The organism is Pedobacter namyangjuensis (assembly GCF_003313325.1).
Taxonomy (GTDB): Bacteria; Bacteroidota; Bacteroidia; order Sphingobacteriales; family Sphingobacteriaceae; genus Pedobacter; species Pedobacter namyangjuensis.
In genome coordinates, this window is sequence record NZ_QMHQ01000002.1 from 443,366 (window position 1) to 468,487 (window position 25,122).

28 protein-coding genes are annotated in these 25,122 nt (G+C 34.9%); 12 read left to right on the forward strand and 16 right to left on the reverse strand.

Annotation, left to right across the window (positions count from 1 at the left end; genetic code table 11):
* Positions 1-59 precede the first annotated feature (59 nt).
* Positions 60-419 carry a response regulator gene (locus DUT69_RS09035; protein ID WP_113652906.1) on the forward strand — a complete coding sequence of 120 codons (360 nt, stop codon included), beginning with the start codon at positions 60-62 and terminating at the stop codon, positions 417-419.
* On the opposite strand, the gene DUT69_RS09040 is transcribed toward DUT69_RS09035, so the two are convergent.
* Both DUT69_RS09040 and DUT69_RS09045 read right to left on the reverse strand, forming a co-directional pair.
* Positions 416-2,122, reverse strand: coding sequence for an FAD/NAD(P)-binding protein (locus tag DUT69_RS09040; RefSeq protein WP_113652907.1), 1,707 nt, complete (start codon positions 2,120-2,122; stop codon positions 416-418). The genes DUT69_RS09035 and DUT69_RS09040 overlap by 4 nt on opposite strands.
* Positions 2,123-2,128: 6 nt before the next feature.
* Complete coding sequence (locus DUT69_RS09045; protein WP_113652908.1) at positions 2,129-2,371, reverse strand: hypothetical protein; 243 nt, start codon at positions 2,369-2,371, stop codon at positions 2,129-2,131.
* A 63-nt stretch (positions 2,372-2,434) separates the two neighbouring features.
* Between DUT69_RS09045 and DUT69_RS09050 the strand changes: the two genes are divergently transcribed.
* Both DUT69_RS09050 and DUT69_RS09055 read left to right on the forward strand, forming a co-directional pair.
* Positions 2,435-2,722, forward strand: coding sequence for a hypothetical protein (locus DUT69_RS09050; protein ID WP_113652909.1), 288 nt, complete (start codon positions 2,435-2,437; stop codon positions 2,720-2,722).
* A gap of 51 nt (positions 2,723-2,773) precedes the next feature.
* A complete protein-coding gene (locus DUT69_RS09055) occupies positions 2,774-3,361 on the forward strand; it encodes a DUF4142 domain-containing protein (protein ID WP_113652910.1) in 588 nt (195 codons plus the stop codon).
* Between the two features lie 399 nt (positions 3,362-3,760).
* Here the strand turns inward: DUT69_RS09055 and DUT69_RS09060 are convergent, their stop codons facing one another.
* The 5 genes from DUT69_RS09060 to DUT69_RS09080 form a co-directional block, all read right to left on the reverse strand.
* Positions 3,761-3,961, reverse strand: a complete 201-nt coding sequence (locus DUT69_RS09060) for a hypothetical protein (RefSeq protein WP_113652911.1) — start codon at positions 3,959-3,961, stop codon at positions 3,761-3,763.
* 58 nt (positions 3,962-4,019) lie between these two features.
* Positions 4,020-6,233, reverse strand: coding sequence for a peptidase domain-containing ABC transporter (locus DUT69_RS09065; protein WP_113652912.1), 2,214 nt, complete (start codon positions 6,231-6,233; stop codon positions 4,020-4,022).
* Positions 6,230-7,432: an HlyD family secretion protein gene (locus tag DUT69_RS09070; protein WP_113652913.1), complete on the reverse strand. Its 1,203-nt coding sequence runs from the start codon at positions 7,430-7,432 to the stop codon at positions 6,230-6,232. Before DUT69_RS09070 ends, DUT69_RS09065 begins: the two co-directional genes overlap by 4 nt.
* Before the next feature lie 91 nt (positions 7,433-7,523).
* Complete coding sequence (locus tag DUT69_RS09075) at positions 7,524-7,736, reverse strand: hypothetical protein (RefSeq protein ID WP_113652914.1); 213 nt, start codon at positions 7,734-7,736, stop codon at positions 7,524-7,526.
* An 80-nt stretch (positions 7,737-7,816) separates the two neighbouring features.
* Positions 7,817-8,050 carry a hypothetical protein gene (locus DUT69_RS09080; RefSeq protein WP_113652915.1) on the reverse strand — a complete coding sequence of 78 codons (234 nt, stop codon included), beginning with the start codon at positions 8,048-8,050 and terminating at the stop codon, positions 7,817-7,819.
* A 308-nt stretch (positions 8,051-8,358) separates the two neighbouring features.
* On the opposite strand from DUT69_RS09080, the gene DUT69_RS09085 reads away from it, so the two are divergent.
* From DUT69_RS09085 to DUT69_RS09115, 7 genes are all read left to right on the forward strand, one after another.
* The gene (locus tag DUT69_RS09085) at positions 8,359-8,622 is read left to right on the forward strand and encodes a helix-turn-helix domain-containing protein (protein ID WP_113652916.1); all 264 of its coding nucleotides are present in this window, start codon (positions 8,359-8,361) and stop codon (positions 8,620-8,622) included.
* A gap of 71 nt (positions 8,623-8,693) precedes the next feature.
* The gene (locus DUT69_RS09090) at positions 8,694-11,273 is read left to right on the forward strand and encodes an ATP-binding protein (protein WP_113652917.1); all 2,580 of its coding nucleotides are present in this window, start codon (positions 8,694-8,696) and stop codon (positions 11,271-11,273) included.
* Between the two features lies 1 nt (position 11,274).
* Positions 11,275-11,628: a response regulator gene (locus DUT69_RS09095; protein ID WP_113652918.1), complete on the forward strand. Its 354-nt coding sequence runs from the start codon at positions 11,275-11,277 to the stop codon at positions 11,626-11,628.
* Positions 11,629-11,973: 345 nt separating this feature from the next.
* Positions 11,974-12,504, forward strand: a complete 531-nt coding sequence (locus tag DUT69_RS09100; RefSeq protein ID WP_113652919.1) for an RNA polymerase sigma factor — start codon at positions 11,974-11,976, stop codon at positions 12,502-12,504.
* Positions 12,505-12,667: 163 nt separating this feature from the next.
* Positions 12,668-14,875, forward strand: coding sequence for an ATP-binding protein (locus tag DUT69_RS09105; protein WP_240186686.1), 2,208 nt, complete (start codon positions 12,668-12,670; stop codon positions 14,873-14,875).
* 4 nt (positions 14,876-14,879) lie between these two features.
* The gene (locus DUT69_RS09110) at positions 14,880-15,299 is read left to right on the forward strand and encodes a response regulator (RefSeq protein ID WP_113652921.1); all 420 of its coding nucleotides are present in this window, start codon (positions 14,880-14,882) and stop codon (positions 15,297-15,299) included.
* Positions 15,300-15,302: 3 nt separating this feature from the next.
* Complete coding sequence (locus DUT69_RS09115; protein ID WP_113652922.1) at positions 15,303-15,890, forward strand: biliverdin-producing heme oxygenase; 588 nt, start codon at positions 15,303-15,305, stop codon at positions 15,888-15,890.
* 50 nt (positions 15,891-15,940) lie between these two features.
* On the opposite strand, the gene DUT69_RS09120 is transcribed toward DUT69_RS09115, so the two are convergent.
* Together DUT69_RS09120 and DUT69_RS09125 are read right to left on the reverse strand one after the other, a co-directional pair.
* The gene (locus DUT69_RS09120; protein WP_113652923.1) at positions 15,941-17,731 is read right to left on the reverse strand and encodes a glycoside hydrolase family 15 protein; all 1,791 of its coding nucleotides are present in this window, start codon (positions 17,729-17,731) and stop codon (positions 15,941-15,943) included.
* Between the two features lie 2 nt (positions 17,732-17,733).
* Positions 17,734-19,002: a glucose-1-phosphate adenylyltransferase gene (locus tag DUT69_RS09125; RefSeq protein ID WP_113652924.1), complete on the reverse strand. Its 1,269-nt coding sequence runs from the start codon at positions 19,000-19,002 to the stop codon at positions 17,734-17,736.
* A gap of 167 nt (positions 19,003-19,169) precedes the next feature.
* Here DUT69_RS09125 and DUT69_RS19550 point away from each other — a divergent pair, with 167 nt between their 5' ends.
* The gene (locus tag DUT69_RS19550; RefSeq protein WP_113652925.1) at positions 19,170-19,364 is read left to right on the forward strand and encodes a DUF3606 domain-containing protein; all 195 of its coding nucleotides are present in this window, start codon (positions 19,170-19,172) and stop codon (positions 19,362-19,364) included.
* 18 nt (positions 19,365-19,382) lie between these two features.
* Complete coding sequence (locus tag DUT69_RS09135) at positions 19,383-19,571, forward strand: hypothetical protein (RefSeq protein ID WP_113652926.1); 189 nt, start codon at positions 19,383-19,385, stop codon at positions 19,569-19,571.
* An 18-nt stretch (positions 19,572-19,589) separates the two neighbouring features.
* Here DUT69_RS09135 and DUT69_RS09140 read toward each other — a convergent pair whose 3' ends face one another.
* Genes DUT69_RS09140 through DUT69_RS09170 form a run of 7 tightly spaced genes read right to left on the reverse strand, consistent with a single transcriptional unit; the run spans position 19,590 to position 24,971 of the window.
* Positions 19,590-20,276: a lycopene cyclase domain-containing protein gene (locus tag DUT69_RS09140; RefSeq protein ID WP_113652927.1), complete on the reverse strand. Its 687-nt coding sequence runs from the start codon at positions 20,274-20,276 to the stop codon at positions 19,590-19,592.
* On the reverse strand, positions 20,273-20,746 hold the full coding sequence (locus tag DUT69_RS09145) for a sterol desaturase family protein (RefSeq protein WP_113652928.1): 474 nt from the start codon (positions 20,744-20,746) through the stop codon (positions 20,273-20,275). Before DUT69_RS09145 ends, DUT69_RS09140 begins: the two co-directional genes overlap by 4 nt.
* On the reverse strand, positions 20,739-21,263 hold the full coding sequence (gene idi / locus DUT69_RS09150; protein ID WP_113652929.1) for an isopentenyl-diphosphate Delta-isomerase: 525 nt from the start codon (positions 21,261-21,263) through the stop codon (positions 20,739-20,741). Before idi ends, DUT69_RS09145 begins: the two co-directional genes overlap by 8 nt.
* Positions 21,248-21,757, reverse strand: coding sequence for a hypothetical protein (locus tag DUT69_RS09155; protein ID WP_162796231.1), 510 nt, complete (start codon positions 21,755-21,757; stop codon positions 21,248-21,250). Before DUT69_RS09155 ends, idi begins: the two co-directional genes overlap by 16 nt.
* The gene (locus DUT69_RS09160) at positions 21,754-22,590 is read right to left on the reverse strand and encodes a phytoene/squalene synthase family protein (RefSeq protein WP_113652931.1); all 837 of its coding nucleotides are present in this window, start codon (positions 22,588-22,590) and stop codon (positions 21,754-21,756) included. The genes DUT69_RS09155 and DUT69_RS09160 overlap by 4 nt, the downstream gene beginning before the upstream one ends.
* Positions 22,574-24,082 (reverse strand): phytoene desaturase family protein, encoded by a 1,509-nt coding sequence (locus tag DUT69_RS09165; RefSeq protein ID WP_113652932.1) that lies wholly within the window; start codon positions 24,080-24,082, stop codon positions 22,574-22,576. Before DUT69_RS09165 ends, DUT69_RS09160 begins: the two co-directional genes overlap by 17 nt.
* A complete protein-coding gene (locus DUT69_RS09170) occupies positions 24,072-24,971 on the reverse strand; it encodes a MerR family transcriptional regulator (RefSeq protein ID WP_113652933.1) in 900 nt (299 codons plus the stop codon). The genes DUT69_RS09165 and DUT69_RS09170 overlap by 11 nt, the downstream gene beginning before the upstream one ends.
* Between the last annotated feature and the right edge of the window lie 151 nt (positions 24,972-25,122).

Consider the following 25,122-nt stretch of genomic DNA (forward strand, 5'->3'; position numbering starts at 1 on the left):
TTTTTAAACAATTAATATTTTATTCAGTTATGCTTTAACAACTTATGGGGTTTTAGCAGATGAGAAAGAACATTTTTGTACTAGATGACAATGATGACATTAGAGCTATCATTGAAGAAATTTTAAAAGAAGAACAGCACGAAGTTAGTGGATTTGATACCGTAGAGAGTTTTAGAAAGGGTATTCAATTTGCACAGCCAGATTTAATCATACTTGACGTGATGTTAACGGATGGCAACGGTTTAGATATATGCGACGAATTAAAGGAAAACCGAAGAACCCAACACATTCCAATTATTATGATGTCGGCAAACACAATATACAGCGACGCAAAGAAAAAATGCGAAACAGAGGACTTTATTAATAAGCCCTTCGATATTGATGACTTTGTTAACCGAGTTAATGAACAGCTTTATTAAAACAAGCTGTTCATTATTCTCTGCGAAGCTTCTTCAGAGAAATCTATACCAGAATAATCTGGGTTAAAACCACCTATATACGGCACAGCCATTATAAAAAAGTTTTTGCTCTCTTTACCGTTGGCATCAATAACCTGAAAGTCATCGTTTATCGCAATTCCGGGTACATCTAGGTAGTAGCTTCCATTTATTTGTTTAACCTTTTTATTCCCGCTATCAAGCACCTCTTTGGCTTTATCCTGATGCTTAAATTTTAATAAAGCAGGGCTGATATTTCCGTTATTACGCAAACTTGCAAAAGGAAAATCTTCAAATTCTAAATGTGGTTGCCCAACAGCATCAACAAACGTATTATATTTCTTTGCTACTGTCTCACCATCATCATTTTTGTAATGATAAATCACACCGCCTTCAACTAAGGTTTCAATTTCACTATCTGCACCAACACTAATTAAATCTAAAATACCTGCATTGTGTAAAGCCAATAATTCCTCACAAGAACTTTGCGGAACAAATGCGATAACCAACGATACTAGAGGCATTAGCTTCTTTTTAAGGCGCAACATGTCTTCTGCACTAAAATATTTTGCCGGGTAGTTCATAGAAAAACTTAATATCGCCAACATTTCTTTCCAGTAGATTGATTCATGTTTTCTTATCGATCGCTCTGCTTCATCATATTCTACGCCTAACAATAAAAATGGTTCAATTTTTTCACGCATATTCATCATTGCGTCTACAAAATCCTCCAATTGCATATCTTTTATCCAATCATAAAATGATGGATTTTTTTCCTGAAATGGTTCTTTAAAGTCTTTCTCAAAAATAAAATCCAAAGAAACGTAACCACCATTTTCTGCTTTGTGTGCTTTAATGTCGTCGATACTTAAAAGTGAATCGTTCTTTAATCGCGAATCTTCCAAATGAAATCTTACCGCAGGCAATAAACCACTTATAGAATGGAGCACAATTCTAAAATCTTCACTTCCATCATCCAAGCTGTAATGCAGCTTTCCATTTTCGTAAAAGTACTTTCCGTTTGCTCTAGACAAAGTTCTAACAGCATCAATTGCGGTTAGCGATGCGCCCTTTATAGCAACTTCGTGGTTTAATTTAAGTTTTAGTTTCGCTGGTGGATATGGGGAATCAAAATAATTTGGAATTTCGGACTCGAACTTTCTCGGCCACGAATGGCCTGTGGCCATTATTACCTTATTAAATAAATAGCTGGTGCCATCTTCATCAATAACTTTAACAATGTCATCATCTAAAAAAACAACATCGGCAATGCTACAATTATATTTAACGTGGGTTACAATATCCTTATCACTTGCCAAAGCAAGTAATAGATCAAATTGGGCCGCTAAATACTCGCCAAAAAATAATCTTGGTAATACCTTGTACTCATTAAAGTTGTCTGGATCTATTTTAAATTCAGCTAACATCTGTTCTGGGGCCATTTTCGACCATTCTTCTATTGAAGATACAAAATTAGGAACCTCATTATCAGACACATTTGTGATGTGTTCTCTATTAGCGCCGCCTGTTCCGTAGGGCATACCAACACCTAATCGGTTCTTCTTTTCGAAAATAGTAACCTCTAAATTTGGATGATTGGATTCAACTAATCTTTTAAACATAAACAAGGCGCTTGGTCCACCGCCTAAAATTGCAATTCGAGTAACCTCTACTTTTTCGTTCATTTGGCGTTAATCTTCTTTTTGTGGTTCTGCAAAATCGCCAGAAAAAGCATCGTTTTGCTCATCGGTTGCAGATTCATCTTCAGCATCTTCTTGCTCCTCTTCCGGAACATTTGCATTTGCATTTCCGGCAATATCGTTTTGAGATTCGTCTATCTCTTTTTTGCCTGTTTTTTCTTCGCTGTTTAAATCAATATCATTTCTTTTTTCATTTTCGGCTTTGCCGTTCGGTTCTTGGTTTTGTGGTTGCATGCTAACGTTTATAGGTTTTAAATATTTAGCTAAACAAAATCGCTTGTACTTAGTTTAAAAATTATGGAACCATTTAATATTACAATTAATCATTTGGGAAGCGATTTAACTCTAACCGTTATCCCTACCGAAAACTATTATCGTCTTGCATATTTTGGCGGTATAATAGGCGCTGTAAAAAAGGAAGAATTGGGTTGGGCCTGGGTACCCGAGCACGAGATTGAAATTAGCGAATTGCCACTTTACGAGTACAAAATGGGTGTTAACGACCCAGAAAAACCTGAACTACACCAAATTAGTATTTTTGAGGTTGGGCTCGCAATAGAAACAGAGCTAAAAGAAAAAAATTAAACTTTTAATTAAAGTCCTTGTTCTTTCTATCTAAACAAAAGCAATATAACTATGAAAAAATTAGGAATAATCTCGATGATTGCTGTAGCAGCTTTTACATTTCAAAGCTGCAGCAACGAAACTAAAGATTCGAAAGAAGTAGCCGATAGTTTAAATGAAGCTAAAGACACTACCTCTAATAGTACAACAACAGGCGGCATTGCCGTTAACGAAGATGATGCATCTTTTGCAACTAAGGCTGCAATGGGTGGCATGGCAGAAGTTGAATTTAGTAAAGTTGCTGTACAAAAAGCAACCAATGTAGAACTTAAGTCATTTGCAGATATGATGGTTAGCGACCATGGAAAGGTAAATGAAGATCTGAAAACCCTGGCGGGTGTAAAAAACATTACCCTTCCCGGAATGCTAGATGACGAGCATCAGAAAATGTTGACGGATTTAAGTGCTAAAAGTGGAAGTGATTTTGACAAAAAATATGCTAGTATGATGGTTGATGATCATCAAAAAACCTACGATTTGTTAGATAAGCAAGCCAAAGATGGTACAGATTCAGATCTAAAAGCTTTTGCTGCAAAAACAGCTCCTATTGTTAAGGGACACTTGGACAAGATTAAGTCCATTAAAGATAAATTAAAATAATTGCTAAAACAATCTCGCCCATTTACAGCGCTTTAAGGTAAAAACCGCAATTAAATTAAAATAAAATTGTGGGTTACGATAAAGCTTTCTATATTTGTCGTGAGAGCGTTAATTTAAACGGGGATGCGACTACGGTTGTATCTCCGTTTTCTTTTTAATAACATTTCTACTCTCCGCCCAATCCATTCTTTTTTCTTAATACTTTAAGATTTCGTTTGTTAGTAATTAACACAATGTTTAAAAATATTGCGTTGATTAAAACCAAGCATTTACTAAATTGTTATCAATTAAAGCAGACAAAAAAGTCCTGTGAACGGGCGATCCGTGGAGGGCAGGCACACCATAAAAAAACCCGCATATTTTGCGGGTTTTTAGTTTATTTATCCTTGCAACAATCAATTAATCTTCTTCTTTAGAATTATCTTCTCCTTCTTTTTTAATGATTAACGAATCGCCGTTGAAAACGGGCCTATTTCCTCCTGTTCCGGTAGTTTCTGGTAAAGACTCGGTTGCTTCTTCATCACTAACATTTAGTAATTTTTCTAATTCTTCCGATGGTTTAACGTCTTTATTGTTCTGTGGCTGATTTTGTGGTTCCATAATATGCATCTTTTTATTATTAACAGTTCGCTTATAATAAGGTTTACATAAATTTTCTTTAAACTTCCATCATAGGAAACTGTTTTTGCCACATGGCAGCATACGCATTTTTATTTTTTATTAATTTTTTATGAGTTCCCTCTTCTACAAGTTTTCCATCTTTTAACACAACAATTTTATCAGCATTTACCACCGTGCTTAACCGATGAGCAATTAATATAATGGTTTTGCCCTGCATTCGTAACATCTCTATTGCCTTATGGATATGTTCTTCAGATGTAGAATCTAAAGATGAAGTAGCTTCGTCTAAAATTAAAATTTCGGGGTCTCGATAAAGCGCTCTAGCAATCGCCAATCGCTGTCTTTGTCCGCCAGAAAGGCTGGTAGCGTTCTCGCCCAAGTAAGTTTGGAAGCCATTTGGCAATCGCTCGATAAAATCTATTATATTTAGCTGTGTACAGATGCTAATTATTTTCTTGAAGTCTGGCTCCATATCACCTACAGCAATATTATCGATAACATTTCCGGCAAAAAGATGTACGTCTTGGGGTACTACCGAAACAACCTTACGTAAACTTTCATTATTAATATAGTTGATATCAAATTCCCCAATCATGATATGCCCAGACTGCAGTGGATATATATTTTGCATCAAAGAAAGAAGTGTAGTTTTACCAGATCCGCTTTCTCCTACTATCGCCGTAATTTTGCCTTTTTGTATCGATAGATTAAATTGCTCAAAAACCGTTACTCTCGTTCCATACCTAAAATCTACATTTTTGAAATTGATATCCCCAACCATATCAGGTGTTATATCGGTTTTATTGTCGCTCTCTTCACGCTCTAAATCCATTATCTCAAAAAGTCTATCAGCTGCAATTCTAGCGTCTTGAAAAACCTTGTTCATACCGATTAAACTAATTACAGGCCCGGTAAAATATCCAATAATAGCGTAAAATGATAACAGTTCTCCAGGTGTGATTAGATTTTTTAGTACAAAGCTTGCGCCTACCCATAGTAATATAACAGAAAATAAACTGGAGATAAAACCACTTGCATTTCCAATCCATAAGGAGTTGGTACCAGATTTATAAACAGTTTTTAAGAGGTTAATAAATCTAATTTCTGTTTTAAGGTTAGCAAAATGTTCCAGGCCGAATCTCTTTATTGTGCTCACCGCGTTTACGGATTCAACAAGCTGATTTTCTAATTCAGCACTTTTTTCCATCAGCTTACGCTGCGTTTCTTTATTAATTTTATTTGAGATGTAATAAATAAGTGCGTATAATGGCACAACCGTTAGCATAATTAGCGCTAGCTTCCAATAGTAGGTAAACATTAATGCAAACGAAAAAATAAGGACAAAGATATTTACAGCAAAGCCCACCAAAACATCGTTAATAAATGCTCTAATCTTCACGGCGTCGTTCATTCTTGAGATAATTTCGCCAACACGCATATTATCAAAAAACTGTTGAGGTAATTTTAAAAGATGTTTGTAATAGCCTAAAATTAGGCGTGCATCTATCTGCTGTCCTGTTTTTATAGTTAATAATGTTTTTGCATGATTAATGAATACTTGCAGCAAAATGATGATAATCATTACAGTGCCCATTAAATTCAGCAAATTCGTGTTCGCCTCCGGCAACACATTATCGATGATTTTCTGAAGGAATATGGATGTTGATAAACCTAAAATGGTATAAAAAATCGCTCCAACTAAAACCTGAAGCAATACCGATTTGTGGGGCATCAATAGGTAAATGAACCGACGTTCTAAAGAGATTTTCTCAGTTCCTGCTGTAAAATCGTCGCCTGGTAGAAGTAGCACCAAAACTCCAGTCCATTTTTGCCTAAACTCATCGGGAGTTAAGCGCTGCAGCTCGCCGTAAGCTGGATCCATAACCTCAACGTATGATTCGTTAGCCGCATACAAGACAACATAATGATCTAAATTTTGATGTTTAACGTGTGCAATAACAGGCAAAGGAATTTCAAAGAGGTTTTCAAAACTTCCCCTCACCCCTTTGGCAGTAAATCCAAGGCGATTGGCAGCTTCCATTAAACCTAAAACATTTGTTCCTTTCTTATCTGTAGAAGCATACTGCCGAATGCGGGCGATTGGCAAATCTAAACCATAATGCATTGCTATAGACGCTAAACAAGCTGCGCCACAATCGGTAACATCGTGCTGTTTAACAATTTTTCTATCAGCCTTTTTATTAAAGCCTATCCGCTTGAACAAATTATTGAAAGTGCTTCTTAAACTCATAACCCAGCTTGCATATTTTTAGAATCGGGAATAACATTTGGATTTAACCAATCATCGGCTTTATCGTATAGCAATTGAAATAACGTACGTCTGGTTACAAAAAATCGAGCCTGCAGTGTCATGCCTTTTTTTATTTTGCCTATATAACCATTTTTTAGCTTTAGGGCATTTTTATCCAACAAACACCTAACTTTAAAGAATGGTTGGGCACCTTTATCCATAAAAATATCGTTAGAAACTGAAATAACTTTTCCGGTTACCATGCCCCATTCGTTATAATTGTAAGCATCAATTTGAAACCTCGCTTTTGTACCAACTTTTAATAAACCAATATCTTTTGGCAATACATAGGTTTCAGCAATTAATCCCGAATCGGGAGAAATTTCTCCTAAAACTTCATTAGCGGTAATTGAGCTACCAGCTTGGATACCTTTTAATTGTTGTACCGTACCAGATAATGGTGCTTTTATGGTGTAAAATTCTTCTTCTTCCTGAAACTGTTTACTTTGTGTTCCTAGTTGCTGGTTTTGAATAATCAGTTGATTTAGCTCGGTCTGCCACTTACTCCCCTGCTCCTCGCCAATTAAAGATAACTCATTAAAAACGTTATCCTTACGAAGCTTAACTTCATCGTATTCTATTGCAGAAACGGCTTGATTTCTGTAAAGTGTTAAATAACGTTGATAATTTTTGTAAGCCATTTGATAACGTGTTTTTGCTTCGGCTACCCTTTGCATAAACAAGCTGTATTGTTGACCGTATACACCAGATACCAAAATCAGTTTTTTAGACCAATCATTTTTTTTATAGGCAGTAATCAGTTTTTCTAAATCCTGCAATTGCGCATCTATATCGCTCTGTCTAAACTTATTAAGCTCATTCTGTCCTTCAATAGTCTCCTTTTTAATCGTTAACAAAACTTGGCCGGCTTTTACATACATGTTCTCTTTCACAAAAAGCGAATCTATACGACCTGTAACCAAGGGTTTAATTTCATTACGTTCGGCAATGGGTCTAAAAATCCCTGTACTGCGAACATTTACATCAACCTTAACAAAAAATAAAGCAAACAGCGCTAAAACTAATGCTACCAATAAAAGCTGGTAAACCACTTTGGTAATAGAGTGATGAGATTGAAAATGATATTCTGCAGTATTCTCAATTATCTCTTGCGGAAAAATAAATTTATTACTGTCCATACTTTTATATACGATTTGAATGAAATTTAGATTTTAAAGGACAAAAAAAAAGACCAAAAATTGGCCTTTTCTATTATTATTTAAATTTAGTTTATGAGATGTTGCCAGTTGTCAAACCGAAATCTATGTTTTCACCAACTGTCAGTTTATGCTCGCTCTGTTTACTTCCGAAAGTGGTATTAACCGTAATAGATAATAGACTATTTACTGAACTTGTAATGGATAGTTTAATTCCCAAGGGTCCTAAAACTGATGCGCTACCACCATTAATTCGTACTAGTTCATCCTCAGATAAATTTTCCATGGCAAAAAGTTTAAATTTTAAAATAGAAAAGGAGAGTTTATAAGCTCTCCCTTTCCTTGAAAATTAATTTTCATTTAAGATTAGCTTCTAAGACTGTCAAATATACCAGCTAAACTTCCGCCGATGTTGTTACCTAAAGAGAAACTGGTACTACTAGATTCGTCGCCGTCTGTAGTTGTGTTAGAAAAAGATAACAAGTTACCAATGTTTAATGCACCGCCTAAACCACTTGAACTTGATGAATCACTGTTTCCAAACAAACCACCACCATTAATCTCTTTTAATTCTGTTAAATTCAATTCTTGCATTTTCATAATCTTACAATTTACTCATGCCTACTCTATTCTAGGTTTTCAGCTTCCCCTCAATAACGAATTAAAAGGTCATTTGCTATCATTAACGCCATTGTTGCGCTAATGGATTTATTTAAGGCCATTTTTAAAACAACAGAAAAGAATATAATAAAGCATACAGTTGTGTGAAAATAAAAACACGGGCCGTACTAACCTTACAACTTAGATTTTCATCGAAATAAAACAACTGAAAAATAAGCCCGTTTTAAGGATAAAAAACTAAATCTACTTTTCGACCGTAATTAAATGGTGTAAAAAACCTTATTATTATGGAAGATCAATTAGCATTAAAGGCTAAGAATGTAGCCGGTAATATTAGAAAACTAAGAGAATTTAGAGATTATACACAAGATTACTTGGCCTCGCAACTGAAAATTTCTCAGAATGCTTATAGTAAATTGGAATTGGGATATTGTAAAATTTCCCTCGAACGTTTGTATGCCATTGCCAACGTGTTAAATGTAGAACCGGTATATATACTTACGATGGAACACACGGAATTAATAAAAATAGATTTACCAAACCAAAGTTAAAATAGTGTGTTTTAAAGCTAAATTTTGTAGTTTTCATTGATAATTTTCACATAATTATTTAGTTTTACTTGATGGATTATTTCAACGCACCGTTATTTCAAGCCCTATTTAATACGGAAGTTCCTCGTATAATTCTTAAAGCTGATACACCTACATATACTATATTAGAATATAACCAAGCTTTTGTAGCAACCACCTATGCCGAACAAAAAGATATAAAAGGTAAAAGCATTTGGGATGTGTATCACACTAATCTCGATAGCCAAGATGGCGTAAACACCTTAGCTCAGTCGCTTGAAGAAGCATCGACTACCAAAAGTACTGTTCTTACACCAGTTTTCAGGTATGATTTACCATCTGCTACCGATGATATGATCGTAAGCTGGTGGCAATTAGAAATTATTCCGGTTAAAGCTGTGCATACCGATGATTTTTTTCTCCTAATTACAACAAAAAATGTAACCGATAATGTTTTGGCAAAACAAAAATTTGCTGATGCAATTGCCAAGGAGGATTATCTTAATTTGCAATTATCGGCTGGGAAAGAAGAAGTGGCTTCTATGAACGAAGAACTTGTTGCAAGTAACGAACAGCTACTAAATACTATAGAGAAGCTAGGCGAAACCCAGCGGGAATTAAAAACGCTAAACCATAGCTTAGAGGCAAAAGTTAATGATCGTACTAGAGTTTTAACTGAAACGGTAGCTAGTTTAAAAGGTTTGGTTATGAATGCCCATTATCCTTTAATGATACTACGTGGACGCGATTGGATTATCGAAATCGCAAACCAACCTCTAGTAGATTTATGGGATAAAACCATAGAGATGGTTACTGGTAATAAATTAATGGATATTTTGCCGGAGATTGAAGACCAACCCTTCCCTGCTTTTTTACGTCAGGTTTACGATACCGGCATTGGTTACGGACAGAAAGAGCAGATTTTCCATTACAACTCCCCAAGTGGCCCAGCTACCAAATACGTAAGTTTCTATTACGACCCTTTGCTTAATAATAACAAGGAGGTTGTTGGGCTTATTGTTTCTGCCGAAGATATTACGGATAACGTAGTTGCAAGGCACAATCTAGAGCGTAGCTACAAAAACGAGCAGGAACTTAACGAAGAAATTAAAATCATTAACGAAGAACTAGCGGCAACTAATGAGGAGCTTACAGCCAGTAACGAGGAGTTAATTGAATATCAGCACAACCTAGAAATCATTAATGCAGATTTAACGGAAAGCGAATGGCGGTTTAAAAACCTAATTAAACAAGCACCCGTTGGAATTTGTGTTATAAACGCGTCTAATTTAATTGTTCAAGACGTTAATGATAATTATTTATCACTAGTTGGTAGACAAAGGGAAGATTTACAAGATAGGCCAATATGGAACTCGGTTCCAGAGGCAGCCGAAGTATACAAGCCCATAATGGATACGGTTATCAATACCGGGAAACCTTTTTTTGCAAAGGAGCACGAGCTTCACTTATTAAGAAATGGAAAAACCGAGTCGGTTGTTGTAGACTTTGTATATGACCCAATTTTTGATAGCAAAGGCCTCGTTACCATGATTATGGTTTTAGGTATGGACGTTACAGACAAAGTTACCGCCAGAAAAAATATTGAAGATGTTGAAGAGCGTATTAGGTTAGCAGTTGAAGCTGCAGAGATAGGTACTTATGACCATAACATGATTACTAACGAAGTAGTATCATCTGAGCGTTTCGATGCAATTTTTGACGTTAAAAAACCTTATACACGTGAGCAATTATTAGATGCCATACACCCAGATGATAAGCATATTGGCTATGAAGCAAGAAAATTAGCCCGTAAAACGGGTAAACTATTTTATGAGGCAAGAGTTATCCATAACGATAAAAGTATACGCTGGATAAGGGTTCAAGGAAACGTGTATTATAGAGATGATGTTCCCGTACGTTTATTAGGTACAGTTTTAGATATTACAGAATTTAAAAAACTTCAACAGCAGAAAGATGATTTCATATCCATTGCAAGTCATGAGTTAAAAACACCAATCACAAGTTTAAAAGCTTCCTTACAATTGTTAGAGCGGATAAAAAACAGCCCATCTCCAACTATGTTCCCTAGGTTAATAGATCAGTCATTACGCAGTATGGATAGAATAACCGAACTAATTGATGATTTATTAAATGTCAGTCAGATGGGCCAAGGAAACATTAATCTCAGAAAAACGGATTTTAACGTAGGCCAAATGATTTTAGAAAGCATCGAGCATATAAAAATTGCCGCTGAATATAAACTTGTTGTAGAGGGCGACCATAGTTTAATCCTAACTGCCGATGAGCATAGAATTAGTCAGGTGGTAAGCAATTTTGTAAACAATGCGGTAAAATACGCTCCAGATTCTAAAGAGATAAACATTAGTTTTAACAAAGTTGATGACGATATACGCATTGCTGTTAAGGATAGCGGAAACGGTATCTTACCCGAGAAAATACCGCACCTGTTTGAACGTTATTACAGAGCAGACGAAAGCAATTTCCAAGTGTCTGGATTGGGATTGGGGCTATACATTTCAGCAGATATTGTTAAAAGGCACAATGGCAACATTGGTGTAATAAGTGAAGTAGGAAAAGGGAGCGAATTTTGGTTTACTTTACCAATTAATTAATATGAAAACTATTGCTGTTTTAGACGATGACTTGGTGGTTTTAGATATTTTGGAAGTAGCACTATCCAATATTTACGATGTAAAATTATTTGATCATCCTAAAAAATTGTCGGCATATCTAGCCCAAGAATTACCAGATCTAATTGTAATGGATTATCTATTGCACGAAACAAATGGCGATTTGATGTGTAAGCTAATCAAGGAAAATCCAGTTACCCAGCATATCCCTGTTATCATGTTTTCGGCAAGTATCTTAAAGCCTCAAGTTATTACAGATGCAAAATGCGATGTCTACATAGAAAAGCCTTTTGATCTGGAGGATTTGGAAAATCAAATTGCTCGCCACATTAATTAGTCTTCCACCTCACTTATTTTTTTTGCTCGTTTAAAGTAAATCATGTTGTACTCACAATATCATTAATAAAGAAATTTGTCTATTAAAATAGAATCCAGCTTTATAAAACAGCAAACACCACCAATTCATATAAATTAAAGCACGTGGCAAATACCAAATTTAATGGTTATAAATACGTGATTTATTGCTATCTTTTAAAGCACTTGCTAAACATTGTTACTTTATTATTAATTAAAGGCACTTCTTAAATTTTATAAGTAAAACCACTAAAATTAATCCTACTTACATGGTATAGTGTTTGAGTTCGTTTAGGAAATCATCCTTAAACCTAAACAATTGAAAGACATGGCTACAGAATCGTTAAACTTCGACACAATGATCAGTCCATACCACGCTAAGTTAAAAGCTTACGCAATGGGATTTACCAATGATGAAGAGAATGCAGCTGATTTAATGCAGGACACACTCTTAAAAGCCTTTACTTATTTTAGCAAATTTAAGCCCGAGACTAATTTCAGAGCTTGGTTGTTTACTATAATGAAAAACACTTTTATAAATAATTACCGCAGAAATGCAAGGGTGCAACGCGTTGTTTCTACGGAGGAAGAAATATCATCGGCACAATTGATGCTAAGTTGCACAAGAAATGAAGGTGAGCTAAAGTTTATTAACGGCGATATTAGCAAAGCATTAAAAACATTACCAGATAATTTGTACGAGCCGTTTATGCGTTATTTCGAAGGTTACAAATACCATGAAATTGCCGAAGAATTTGATATGCCTATCGGTACTGTAAAAACCCGTATTCATTATGCAAGAATGCATTTGAAAAAATTCTTGAAGGTTTACGAAGAACTGAAGTGCAAAATTGCATAACATAAATTAACTTTTAATTACTATAAAAAGCCTCTTAGCTAAAAACTTTGGGGCTTTTTAATTTGTTTTAGTACTTTAGGTTGTAACGCTCCTTATAGATTTTATTTAAAATCTTTTTTTATTTAACTATTATTGTACCGAAACATTTATTTCGAATATCCGAATGGCGGAAACCAATCTTACCAACTGTGATGTAGAGCCAATCCATATCCCAGGAAAAATACAGGCACACGGTTTTTTAGTTGCAGTTAACTCAAATAACTTCGCTATAAAATACGTTAGCGATAACATAGAAGAACATTTAGGCGTAGAACCAAAAGAAATTTTAGGAAAGAATATTTCCTTTTTTAACAAGGTATTGCAGGATAAAGCGGAAGTTGTAGATCTTGAAAACTTACTTACGCTTGGTGCCAGACAGGCTGGTTTTGATATTATCAATCCTTATAAAATTAAAATAAATGAACAACCGTTTTATTTAATTATTCATAAATCCAACGGAAGTTTTGTATTAGAATTCGAGCCAGCAACTTTGGAGTACGATATCCAGAACGTGATTGGAAAAGCTGTTTCAGAAATTTTAATTAACAAATCTTTAGATAAATTATTAACGAAGGCCGCTCAGGAAGTTAAAAACATGATCGAGTACGATCGTATCATGATTTATAAATTCCATGAGGATGGGCACGGAGAAGTTGTAAGTGAAGTTAAGAATGATGAATTAGAACCATTTTTCGGTTTACACTACCCTGCTTCAGATATACCAAAACAAGCGAGAGAATTATATAAACTTAATTTAACTCGCATTATTGCAGATGTTAATGTAGAAAGTGTTGCAATAAGTGCAGATTCGACCGTTGATCATTTAGATTTAACGCAATCTACGTTACGTGCAGTTTCTCCGATACATATACAATACTTAAAAAACATGGGGGTTGCAAGTAGTTTTAGCATCTCCTTAATATCGCAAGGCGAACTATGGGGCTTAATTGCTTGCCACAATTACTCACCTAAATTTATTGATTTTAAAGCTAGAGAAGGATGTAAATTAATTGGAAATATACTTTCATCTGCTTTAGAATATAGGCAGGTTGAAGAAGACACAGATTTACAAAATCATTACACGGCAAGGTTAAACGAACTCAGTGAAAATCTGGAACGTGATAAAGTTATCGTTAATGCTTTAACCGCATATCCTACTACCCTTTTAGACATTGTAAATGCGAAAGGAGTTGCGCTTGTTTTCGAAGATAAAATCTACACGAAAGGCGAAACACCTAACAACGAAGAATTAAAAGAGCTTTTTGATTGGTTAAAATTAACCATGACGGAAACTATTTACCATACCAAGCAATTATCAACGCTGTACAAACCAGGCATTGCATTTAAAAATATCGGAAGTGGCATTTTAGCATGCATGTTATCTAAAGATATGGGTGAATTAATTGTATGGTTTAAACCAGAACAGTTGCAAACAGTCAATTGGGCTGGTAATCCAGATAAGCAGATAGAAATGCTACCGAACGGAGAAGCTAAAATTTCTCCTAGAAACTCTTTCGCAACTTGGGCCCAAATTGTTGCAAATACCTCTTTAAGTTGGAGCAATACAGAAATTAGCGGAGTACTTAAAATAAGAGAGAAAATCAACAATGCAATAAACAAAACCGCTAACGAAATAAGACTGCTAAATGAGCGTTTAAAACTTGCTTACGAAGAATTAGATACATTTAGCTATACTATTTCTCACGACTTGAGAACACCATTAACATCTATTAAAAGTTATACAGAATTGTTTCTTCTTAAAAACAACACAGTAGATGAGCAAGGCAAGAACCTGTTAAGCAGAGTGTTGAGTGGAGCAGATAAAATGCAGTTTTTAATAGACGAAATTCTGAAACTAGCTCGCGTTGGCAGGGCTGAGTTCGAACTTTCTAAAATTAATATGCAAGAGTTAATTGACGAAGCTGTAAATACTTCTGTAGCAGCATATAAAGCGTTCGATACAGAAATTATAGTCTCAGAATGCCCCCAAGTAAGCGGAGACCAAACTTTGATAGGGCAGGTTTTTTCAAACATTATTGGTAACGCGGTAAAATATTCTTCAAAAGCCGAAAAGCCAACGGTTAAAATCAACGCAGTGTTAAGAGGTGAAGAAGTAATTTATTCTATTAGCGATAATGGCATTGGTATTGATGTAAACCACCATGATAAGGTTTTTGAACTTTTCAAAAGAATGGAAAATGTTAAAGACTTTGAAGGTACAGGTGTAGGACTAGCGATAGTAAAGAGAATTATTGAAAGACACAATGGTAGGATCTGGTTTGAAAGTGAATTAGAAAAAGGAACTACTTTTTATATAGCATTAAAAAAATAATTATATGATTACCCCGGATATTTTTTGTGTGGAAGATGATCCAGATTATGCGTTTATACTGGAGCATGCGGTAAAGGAAGTAAAAAACGAGCTAACCCTTGGCGTTGTAGTAGATGGCATGAGTGCAATTGAACAGCTTAACAATTTTGTTGTTACCAAACAGCGCCCAAAACTTATTTTATTAGATTTAAACCTGCCAGGTTTGTCTGGGTTGGATGTTTTAAAAAAGATAAAGGAAACTCCATTTTTAAAATACGTTCCTGTAATTCTATTTTCTACTTCAGATAACCCAAAAGATGTTAAAGCGTCTTATGAGTTTGGCGCAAACGCCTTTGTAACCAAACCTTCAGGCTACACAAATTTAGTTGATTGCGTAAAATCCTTACACGATTTTTGGTTCAATCAGAATAAGAATATTAATTAAAGAATGTTACAGCAGAAACTTAAAGAAGCAACTAGCACACAGCATGATCAGTTAGAAGAATTAATGTTTGTAAAAAACATTATGGGGAAAACGCTAAATCAAGATCAATACAGGCAAATACTTACCACCAACTACATTACTCACCTGCTTTACGAAGACGCTATACACAAGGCAATTAACGCGGAAAATGCAAAAGCATTAGATATTGATAAACGTTACAAGTTAAACGCACTCGAACTTGATTTGCAAGATGCAAATATTGGTGCTTCTAGCATTTCAGAGAAATTTCATTTGCTTAATAACATTATCGAATTTGATGAAGCAACAGCTTTAGGAGCGATGTATGTTTTAGAAGGTGCAACTATGGGGGGTGCAGTAATTATAAAACAGCTCAACTTAAATCCAAATTTCTCTACAGGCTATAAGTTTAACTACTACGGTATTTATAAAGATAACCTAATGCCCAACTGGAAGAATTTTGTAGCTGTGCTAAACGAACTTCCAGAAGATCAGCACCCGAAAGCTATCAATGGAGCGCTTTATATGTTCGAAGCGATTGCTAAAATTGCAGAAAAGGTTAAAAATATTTAAAAAAAAAGCCCGTTATCATATGAAACGGGCTTTTTTTTACCTCAGTAAATTTACAAAAATATTGGTCTATCTAGTTTAATCGCAATACGATAAGCTGCATTCATTAATCCAACATGGCTATAAGCTTGTGGAAAATTACCCCATTGGCTACCAGATTTAGCATCCACATCTTCGCTAAATAACATTAGGTGGTTGCAATATTTAATGATGTTCTCAAACTCTTTTATAGCCTCATCAGTTCTGCCAACGCAGGCCAATGCTTCAACATACCAAAATGCACAGATGAGAAACGTCGTTTTAGGCTTTCCAAAATCATCTGCATGTAGATACCTGTAGAATAATCCATCTTCAGTTTTGAGCTCTTTCTCTAAGGCTATTAAATGATCTTTAGCTTTCTGCGACGCAGGATCTAAGTAATTCATTACGATAAGCTGTAATGTACTTGCATCTAAATGAGGACTACCGACACCGTTGGTATAAACTTTTCTAACGGGATCATAACAAGCCTCAATATGAGCTGATGCTTTTTCAATGAGCACATTCGCCCTATCTTCAAAATCTTTATTTCCTATTGTCTTGGCCATTTTTAGTGCGGCATGTGCTCCTGCCCACTGAAACAAATTGCTATAACAATGCATATTTGCAATATTTCTAAACTCCCAAATACCAGCATCTTTTTCATCGATGGTACTCTCAATTTTAGAAAGAACATGATCTATCCATTTTAGCGAATCACTTCGCTCTGAGAAAACAAAGCGATGGTCTGTATAGAGTGGCAACATAGATATAAGCACCTGACCATAAATATCATTTTGTATGTGTTCTGAAGCCTGATTACCTACCCTAACTGGCTGTTCACCTTGATACCCACTTAAATGATCGAGCGTATATTCGGTTATATCTCTTTCACCAGCTATGCCATACAAAGGTTGGTAACGTTTATCGTTAGCGAAAGAAATATCAGAGAGGTAATTGAAGTATTTTTCCATCTCCTCAAAATGCCCAATGTGGTTTAGCGATGTTAGCACGTAAAATGAATCTCTAAGCCAACAATACCTATAATCCCAATTTCTGGTACTACCCGGATGCTCTGGCAAACTTGTAGTACTAGCGGCAATAATAGCTCCTGTATCTTCGTACTGATGAATTTTTAGAACCAACGCAGAGCGAATTACAATGGGTTGATAAAATGATGCAATTGAAGAGTGTTTTATCCATAAACGCCAGTAAGCAATGGTATCCTTTAAAAAGCGTTCAGCTGTACTGTTAATCGGTTTATTTAGCTCATAACCATAAATTAAAATCAGATATTTCGCTTCATTTAGTACAAAATATTTCTCGTCCAGTATATAATTAAGCGAAATATTGGTGCTAAGTTGCATATTTTCAGTGTCGCCCGTAAAGCTTATATGGTTACTGCCCATAGTGGCTTTCATCTTACGCTTTCCATAATCATAAACAGGCTTGCATTTTACTTTTATACGCGGATTTCCAACAATAGGCTCCACCTTACGAATTAACATAAGTGGCTTAAAATACCTGTCGTTTTCTTTAAACCTAGGCGCAAAATCAGTTACCCTATAAGTGCCATCTTCAGCAGTTATTTCGGTTCTAAGTACATTGGTATTCTCTATATAATACTGTTTTGTTGTAAAATCACCTTGTGGTAATATAGAAAACTCTCCGGTTTTTTCTTTATCGGTATCCAATAAACTACCAAAAACAAAAGAACTATCAAAACGTGGCCAGCATAACCAAGATATATCCGTATTTAAATTTACGTGTGCTATAAAAGCGCAATTTCCAACTATTCCTGTACCGTATAAATGCTTTTCTGTCATATTTAAATTTTTGTTCCACTGGCTAAAACCGCCCCTTTTTTAACTACCACAATTCCGTCTTTAACAGCGTAAAGTGGATAATCGCCATCTTCTAAATGTGTGCCACCGTTTATTTCTACACCATCCCCAATACGACAGTTTTTATCAACTATTGCATTGTTGATAATGCAATTATCTCCCACACCAATCAATGGTCTGCCTGCATTGGTTTCGTTCTGTATTTCTTCAAGGTTTTGATACCTGTCACTACCCATTATATAAGCATTGGTTATAACGGTGCCTACGCCAATTCTAGACCTAATGCCCAAAACTGCGTGTTCAATTTTTTCGGCATTGATGATACAGCCCTCTGCAATTACCGTTTTTGCTAATAGTGTATTTGTAATTTTAGACGGTGGCAACATACGAGGGCGAGTAAATATAGTGTGTGTATGATCGAAGGTATTAAACTTCGGCAAGTCGTCGGTTAAACCTAAATTTGCTTCAAAAAATGAACTTATGTTACCGATATCTGTCCAGTAACCCTCATACTGATAGCTGAGAACTTTAGTAGAACCGATGGCTCTAGGCAAAATTTCCTTACCGAAGTCTTTCTCTTCCGGGTTGTTATCTAAGATTGAAATCAAATATTCGCGGTTAAAAACATAAATACCCATCGACGCTAGATAATTTCTTCCTTCCGCCTGCATCTCAGCGCCGGTATCAGAAACCCAATCTTCCAAACCAGTTTTCGGCTTTTCGATAAACGAAGTTATCATATTATCATCATCTGCCTTTAGAATGCCAAAATCTGGAGCATCCTTTGCGTTTACAGGTATGGTAGCAATTGAAACAGCAGCTTGCTTTTCAATGTGTTCCGCTATCATTTTCTGAAAATCCATTTGATATAACTGGTCTCCAGAAAGAATTAAAATATAATCAAATTCATGGCTAACAATGTGGTGCATACATTGCCTAACGGCATCTGCTGTACCTTGAAACCATCCGGCATTGTTAACCGTTTGCTCTGCAGCCAAAATATCGACAAAGGCTGCGCTAAAATGGCTGAAGTTGTAGGTGTTTTTTATATGCCTATTTAAGGATGCAGAGTTAAATTGCGTTAATACGAACATTCTGTGGATGCCCGAGTTTAAACAGTTAGAAATAGGAATATCAACTAAACGATATTTACCTGCAATTGGCACTGCCGGCTTAGATCTTGTATGTGTTAATGGCGCCAATCTGGAACCCTGGCCCCCGCCAAGTATAACTCCTAAAACTTTTTCTGTCATAATATTTGATTTTTTGATTGAATTCGATTGAAAACAACGATTTCTCATTTAAAAACCAAGGCTAAGCGCTTTTGTTTGTAGAAATTGATGATATTTTATTTTTTTATTAGCTATTTGAAAACCAAACCAATTCTACTTTGTTACAAGTATATTCAAATCACAAGCTAATGGTAAATCAGTCGTATATCTTCGAAAATAATCAGGCTATAATTGAAATAGCCGATGAACAAGATTTAACTTATTGGACTAACAGACTAAATGTGAGTGCAGAGAAATTAAAATCGGCGATTCGAGCAACAAGAAGCATGGATTGCGAAATGATAATATCCTATTTAAAACAATTGAAACAAAATAATTGCTAATTCTAATACCATCTACCTATGTTAAACACTACTATTTCTACCGATTTGCAAAAAGCCGTTACTTCAAGTTCTAACCAACTAGTTGATTTGCCAGTTAAGGAGAATACTTTCAACGAAAACAAAGTTATCAAAGCACAACCGGAGCAAGTCGGTATTCAACAAATGAAAATAAGTTATCCTAAAAATGGATTATACGGGCTGTTGTAAAACAGCTTTTTTTTTACACTAAAATTTTCTTAGAAGTTTTTTGTAAATTAACATATTCATCAGCACCATTGCCATGCCGTAGAAAACATCTTCAAAAGGAATGGTTAATATTCTAAATCCTATTATTTCTGCCTCATTATACCAAACTACGGGTTCGTCTATACCCGTACCGGTAAGCACGCCGTTAACTATCAGAAATGGGAATAATAGCACGCCGTAAATAATATAAAATTTAGTTAACCATTTTACTTTTAACACATATTTAGCTAAAATTAAAAGCAAAGCTGATGTTAAAAAAGCGAATAAGGTGTAAGTTTGATGATATAGCAATATGCACACCGCAAGAAAAACTACAATAAATACATTGGTTATAGCTTTTTCTACAAACATCGAAAATTCTCTTTTGATGAATAAATCCAAACAGTGGTAGGTGTAAACGCAAGCATAAGGAATACAAAAGAAAAATAACAGTTCTTCTAGAGGCAAATGGCCGAAATAAATTCCTATTACGTACCTATCGTTAAATCCCCAAACGCCTAACCTGGTAAAATACTGGTCCCATACTAGGAAAAAAACTGCGGTAATTATAACTGCGGGAAAAAAAGCTCTCCAAGTTTTATAGAATTTTAATTTAGGATGGAATGAAAAGATAAAGGGAACAATGATGGTAAAAAAATTTACCAGCAAGTAGGTGTATTTCGTCATGATGTTTTGGTCGCTTTGTTTTCTCTGTAGTATTTAAAAGGCACCCACAACATACCGAAACATTCTCCGTATTCTTTGTTAACATGTTTATGATGCATTTTATGTGCTCTTCTAATCGCCTTAAAATACCAATGATTTGTATTTCTTAGCACCTTAAATCTTTGATGTATAAAAATATCATGGACAAAGAAATACGCCGCTCCGTAAATTGTTATACCAATACCTATAGCAAGCGCAATATTATTTCCGTAAAATGAACCTAAGGCCAAACAAATAATACCAGGAATAGCAAATATTAAAAAGAAAAAGTCATTTCTCTCAAAAAAACTGGGATGATCTTTTTGATGATGATCTTTATGTAAAAACCAAAATATACCATGCATAATATATTTATGGGTTAACCAAGCAACTGCCTCCATTGTAATAAATGTGGCGACAACTATCAAAACATATATTATCCAATTAAACATAAACCGTATTTTTAAATTCTAAAACTTTATCAAAACATATATTTAACCAAGCTGTATAATTCGATGGGTTAACCATCAAATCATCGCCAAGTAAACTCATGTCCATATACTTATAGGCCATAACCTCAGTTTTATTAATAATCGGCAACCTATCGCTAATGCCAAAAAAAACATGATCAAACTCGTGCTCAATCAAATTATTATCGAACGAAGCTTTGTACAAAAAGTTAAATCCATAGTTTAACTGACAATCCAGTCCCATTTCTTCTCTTAAACGTCTTTTCGCGGCAGCAATTGTAACCTCTCCTTGTCTGGGATGGCTACAACAGGTATTTGTCCACTGTCCGGGAGAATGATACTTATCTGAAGCCCGCTGTTGCAGTAGCAATTCTCCTTTAGAATTAAAAATAAATACCGAAAATGCTCTATGTAACGCTCCTTTATAATGCGCTTCCATTTTGCCCATAATACCGATTTCTACATCGTTCCTATCTACCAAAATTACTTGTTCTTCCATAAACTCACTTTTTTAAGCTCATCGTTAGTGCAAATAGAAGATTTTAGTAGATAATCGACTATTCTATTTTTTAAATCCTTATCAGATAACTGTTCTAAACCATTAATTAGTATTGTCTTATCTGTATTAATTTCTTTACTATACCCTAAAAACTTAGGTACGTTGGTTTGTATGGTTAATCTCAAATAGCGTAACTCTAAATTAGTTGGATCTTGTTTAACCGCTTGTTCGAGCAACTTTTTGCCTCTATTAAATTTGTTTAACTTGCTTATTGGGCTAAAAACATGGTTTGCTAAAATCATTGTACCTGCACCTTTATAGCCAATTATTGTTGCACTATTGTTGTCGCTATGGATGAGGTTAGCTAACCTTAAATTAGCTTTCTCATTGTTTATTGCTTGCTCATATAAATTTCTAAGCTCTATCAGTTTTATCTCATCAACTGCAGATAACAAACTAAAGGTTAGCATAAAAATAAAGCAAACATTCATCATAGCACGTTAATCTTATATCTAATCATAGAATCTAGCATTAAGCCTAATTTGTGGCCATTTGAAATTCTTATTCTTTTGCTCATGATTTCATCTGCCTTAACCCTTTTTATTTTAGCGAAAAGAGACTTGTAATAAATGTACGCTAAATATACGCCCTGTCTGCTAGATAAAGGCAATTGTTTAATACCAATCAAAGACTGTTTAAACTCCTCTTCGATTTCTTTCTCAATGGCTTCTTTTTGATAGTCTGAAAATTCTGCCAAGCTTACATTAGGAAAATAGTTACGATTTAGTTGTTGGTAATCGGCCTTTACATCTCGTAAGAAATTCACTTTTTGAAAGGTCGAACCAAGTTTCATTGCATATGGTTTTAGCTTTTCATACTGCTCTTTATCGCCATTTACAAAAACATATAAACACATTAAGCCGACTACTTCCGCTGAGCCTAAAATGTACTTTTCATATTTATCGTTACTATATATTCCAGGTTCTAAATCCATCTCCATACTATCTAGAAACAAATTTATCAGATCGTGATCTATTTTATATTCGTTAATAACCTTTTGAAAAGAATTTAAAACCGGATTTAAACTGATACCGAATTCTATAGCTTCAAAACAATCTTTTTTAAATTTATCTAGCAAATACTTTTTATCGTAATCGTGAAAAGTATCTACAATTTCATCAGCAAACCTTACAAAACCGTATATGGCGTAAATGGGCGCACGCAAAGGCTTTCGAAGCAAATAAATACCCCAAGAGAAGCTGGTGCTGTAGCGTTGAGTAGTAATTCTACTACATTCAGCCGAGATTTTATCAAATATTTCTTTCATGAACTAGGGATGTTAAGTATTTATGAACTTGATTTGCAGAAACATTGCCCGAAATTATTGAAGGAGGAACTCCCGGGCCTGGAACGGTTAACTGACCTGCGTAAAAAAGGTTGTTTAGTTTTTTGTTTTTAATTGATGGTTTTAGATTTGCCGTTTGCATTAAAGTGTTAGCCAAACCATAAGCATTACCCTTATAAGAATTGTAATCGCTTATAAAATCTTTAACACAATAACTCTTTTTATAATCTATTGCACTAATTATATCTTGCTGGCAGTAAACCTCTAACCTATCCATAATTAAATTAAAGTATTGCTCTCTCAAAGCTTCTGTATCTTGCAAGTTTGGAGCAATCGGCATCAAGATAAATAAATTTTCATGACCTTCTGGTGCAACGGTAGAATCTGTTTTAGAAGGACAACAAACGTAAAACAAAGGTTTACTTGGCCATTGTGGGTTTGAATATATTTCATCTGCATGAACTTTCAAATCCTCATCAAAAAACAAAGTATGATGTTTAAGCTTGTCAATTCGTTTGGTTACACCTAAATAGAAAATTAAACTAGAAGGTGCTAAAACTCTCTTGTCCCAATATTTAGCATCATAATTTCTAAATTCCTCTGGCAACAATTTAGATTCTACATGTTGGTAGTCCGCAGCGGCAATTACTGCATCAAATTGATGAAATCCGTTTGCAGTTTTAAGTTGTTGTACATCTTTACCAACCACGCTCAAACTCTCAACAGCTTCGTTTAAGTGAAAATTAACACCCAAACTAACACAAACCGTTTTCATAGCTTGTATTACTGAGCCAAAACCACCTTCTGGATACCATGTACCAAGTTTTAAGCCAGCATAATTCATTAACGAGTAAAGTGCAGGTGTATTCTCTGGTGTTGCGCCTAAAAAAAGCACCGGAAATTCCATCAATGCAATTAATTTAGGATTACTAAAATACTTTTTAACATGGGTACTAAACGATGTAAAAACCTGTAGTTTAAAAACGCCCTTTAAAAAATCAGAATCTGCAAACTCCATTAGCGACAAGCCAGGTTTATAAACCAAATTCTCCATTCCTACCTTGTACTTAAACTCGGCTTCTTGCATAAATGCATCTAACTTTTTACCACTATTAGGTTCAATAGATTCAAATAAATCTTTCAACTCTTGGTAATTTGCTGGAATATCCAGCACCTCACCCTCGAAAACAACAGAAAATGAAGGATTTAATAATGTAAGCTTGTAAAAATCGGTGGCTGTATAACCAAAATCGTTAAAAAATTTCTCAAAAACATCAGGCATCCAATACCAACTTGGGCCCATATCAAATTTATAACCTTCAACAACGTCCATTTGTCTTGCCCTACCGCCAATAGTTTCGTTTTTTTCAAAAACGTCTACTGCGTAGCCTTGCTTTGCTAAATAAGCGGCCGCACTCAAACCTGCAAAACCAGCACCTATAACAGCTATATTTTCTTTATCACTAGTGAACATTGGTACGCGGATTTATCATAGATTCTAGTTGATTGATGGTAGCGATATGAATTATGTTTTTGGGCAACTCTACACCTTTAAAAAGTGCCGAACTGCCGGCTATATAAATTGTTAAATGACTAAACTGATTGCTAATTTGCATTAAATAAGTCTGGAGGTGTTCATCAAGTTTTGTTTGCACCATAAACAAAAGTAAGCAGTTTATCTTGGTGCTTTTTACCACATCATTAACTGCAGAAGAAGGTACATTAGCACCCAAGTAAATTACTCTTTTTCCAGCTTTGCGTAATAAATAATTGGCAAATAAAATACCTATTTCATGGGTTTCATTTTCTGGTAAAAACAGCAACCATTTTTCGGTAGACTGATCGGTAAATTCTACTTCATCAATTGCTAGGAAAATTTTTTGGCGAATAATATGGGTTAAAAAATGTTCCTGAGCAGTACATATGCTATCCTTCTGCCACATTAAACCCAAACGAACTAATAACGGGTAAATGATTTCGACATAGGTTTTGCTCAAACCGTGTAAACTTATACATTCATCCAACAACAAGCTAAACTCCTTCTCGTCGTAATTTAAGCCTGCATTAATTAATTGAGAAATGTAAAACTCTAACTCTTTTTCCGAATTTTTTGTGCTTAAGATTTGTTCGTCTATCAAATCTTTGATTTCTTGATTTGAAAGCGCACATATTTTAGAGATTTTTAGTCCTTTTTTATTGATGCTTACGATATTTAGTAAGCGTTTTAGGTGTTCATCATCGTAAAAACGCGTATTACCAGCAGAGCGATGAGGATCTAGCGCATTATACCGCTGTTCCCACATACGAATGGTATGGGCATGTACGCCAGAAAGTTGCTCTAAATCTGAAATGGAATAACGCAATGTTTAACTTTTTTGAATAATATTTAAACAAAACAATTATAGCTAAAGTTTTAACAAATTCAAAAATGATTGATCATGTCCTTGAAAAATTACATAGTGAAAGTTAAGACATAAAAAAGGTTGCCCTTGTGCAACCTTCTCAAACAATTTA

Coding starts and splice junctions, on each gene's coding strand:
- DUT69_RS09100 (WP_113652919.1), top strand. CDS start 11,974: ATGGCTACAGAATCGTTAAACTTCGACACAATGATCAGTCCATACCAC.
- DUT69_RS09125 (WP_113652924.1), bottom strand. CDS start 19,002: ATGACAGAAAAAGTTTTAGGAGTTATACTTGGCGGGGGCCAGGGTTCC.
- DUT69_RS09045 (WP_113652908.1), bottom strand. CDS start 2,371: ATGCAACCACAAAACCAAGAACCGAACGGCAAAGCCGAAAATGAAAAA.
- DUT69_RS09110 (WP_113652921.1), top strand. CDS start 14,880: ATGATTACCCCGGATATTTTTTGTGTGGAAGATGATCCAGATTATGCG.
- DUT69_RS09090 (WP_113652917.1), top strand. CDS start 8,694: ATGGATTATTTCAACGCACCGTTATTTCAAGCCCTATTTAATACGGAA.
- DUT69_RS09055 (WP_113652910.1), top strand. CDS start 2,774: ATGAAAAAATTAGGAATAATCTCGATGATTGCTGTAGCAGCTTTTACA.
- DUT69_RS09080 (WP_113652915.1), bottom strand. CDS start 8,050: ATGAAAATGCAAGAATTGAATTTAACAGAATTAAAAGAGATTAATGGT.
- DUT69_RS09155 (WP_162796231.1), bottom strand. CDS start 21,757: ATGATGAATGTTTGCTTTATTTTTATGCTAACCTTTAGTTTGTTATCT.
- DUT69_RS09095 (WP_113652918.1), top strand. CDS start 11,275: ATGAAAACTATTGCTGTTTTAGACGATGACTTGGTGGTTTTAGATATT.
- DUT69_RS09115 (WP_113652922.1), top strand. CDS start 15,303: ATGTTACAGCAGAAACTTAAAGAAGCAACTAGCACACAGCATGATCAG.
- DUT69_RS09050 (WP_113652909.1), top strand. CDS start 2,435: ATGGAACCATTTAATATTACAATTAATCATTTGGGAAGCGATTTAACT.
- DUT69_RS09085 (WP_113652916.1), top strand. CDS start 8,359: ATGGAAGATCAATTAGCATTAAAGGCTAAGAATGTAGCCGGTAATATT.
- DUT69_RS09035 (WP_113652906.1), top strand. CDS start 60: ATGAGAAAGAACATTTTTGTACTAGATGACAATGATGACATTAGAGCT.
- DUT69_RS09160 (WP_113652931.1), bottom strand. CDS start 22,590: ATGAAAGAAATATTTGATAAAATCTCGGCTGAATGTAGTAGAATTACT.
- DUT69_RS09075 (WP_113652914.1), bottom strand. CDS start 7,736: ATGGAAAATTTATCTGAGGATGAACTAGTACGAATTAATGGTGGTAGC.
- idi (WP_113652929.1), bottom strand. CDS start 21,263: ATGGAAGAACAAGTAATTTTGGTAGATAGGAACGATGTAGAAATCGGT.
- DUT69_RS09135 (WP_113652926.1), top strand. CDS start 19,383: ATGTTAAACACTACTATTTCTACCGATTTGCAAAAAGCCGTTACTTCA.
- DUT69_RS09065 (WP_113652912.1), bottom strand. CDS start 6,233: ATGAGTTTAAGAAGCACTTTCAATAATTTGTTCAAGCGGATAGGCTTT.
- DUT69_RS09165 (WP_113652932.1), bottom strand. CDS start 24,082: ATGTTCACTAGTGATAAAGAAAATATAGCTGTTATAGGTGCTGGTTTT.
- DUT69_RS09070 (WP_113652913.1), bottom strand. CDS start 7,432: ATGGACAGTAATAAATTTATTTTTCCGCAAGAGATAATTGAGAATACT.
- DUT69_RS09060 (WP_113652911.1), bottom strand. CDS start 3,961: ATGGAACCACAAAATCAGCCACAGAACAATAAAGACGTTAAACCATCG.
- DUT69_RS09040 (WP_113652907.1), bottom strand. CDS start 2,122: ATGAACGAAAAAGTAGAGGTTACTCGAATTGCAATTTTAGGCGGTGGA.
- DUT69_RS09140 (WP_113652927.1), bottom strand. CDS start 20,276: ATGACGAAATACACCTACTTGCTGGTAAATTTTTTTACCATCATTGTT.
- DUT69_RS09105 (WP_240186686.1), top strand. CDS start 12,668: ATGGCGGAAACCAATCTTACCAACTGTGATGTAGAGCCAATCCATATC.
- DUT69_RS09120 (WP_113652923.1), bottom strand. CDS start 17,731: ATGACAGAAAAGCATTTATACGGTACAGGAATAGTTGGAAATTGCGCT.
- DUT69_RS09145 (WP_113652928.1), bottom strand. CDS start 20,746: ATGTTTAATTGGATAATATATGTTTTGATAGTTGTCGCCACATTTATT.
- DUT69_RS19550 (WP_113652925.1), top strand. CDS start 19,170: ATGGTAAATCAGTCGTATATCTTCGAAAATAATCAGGCTATAATTGAA.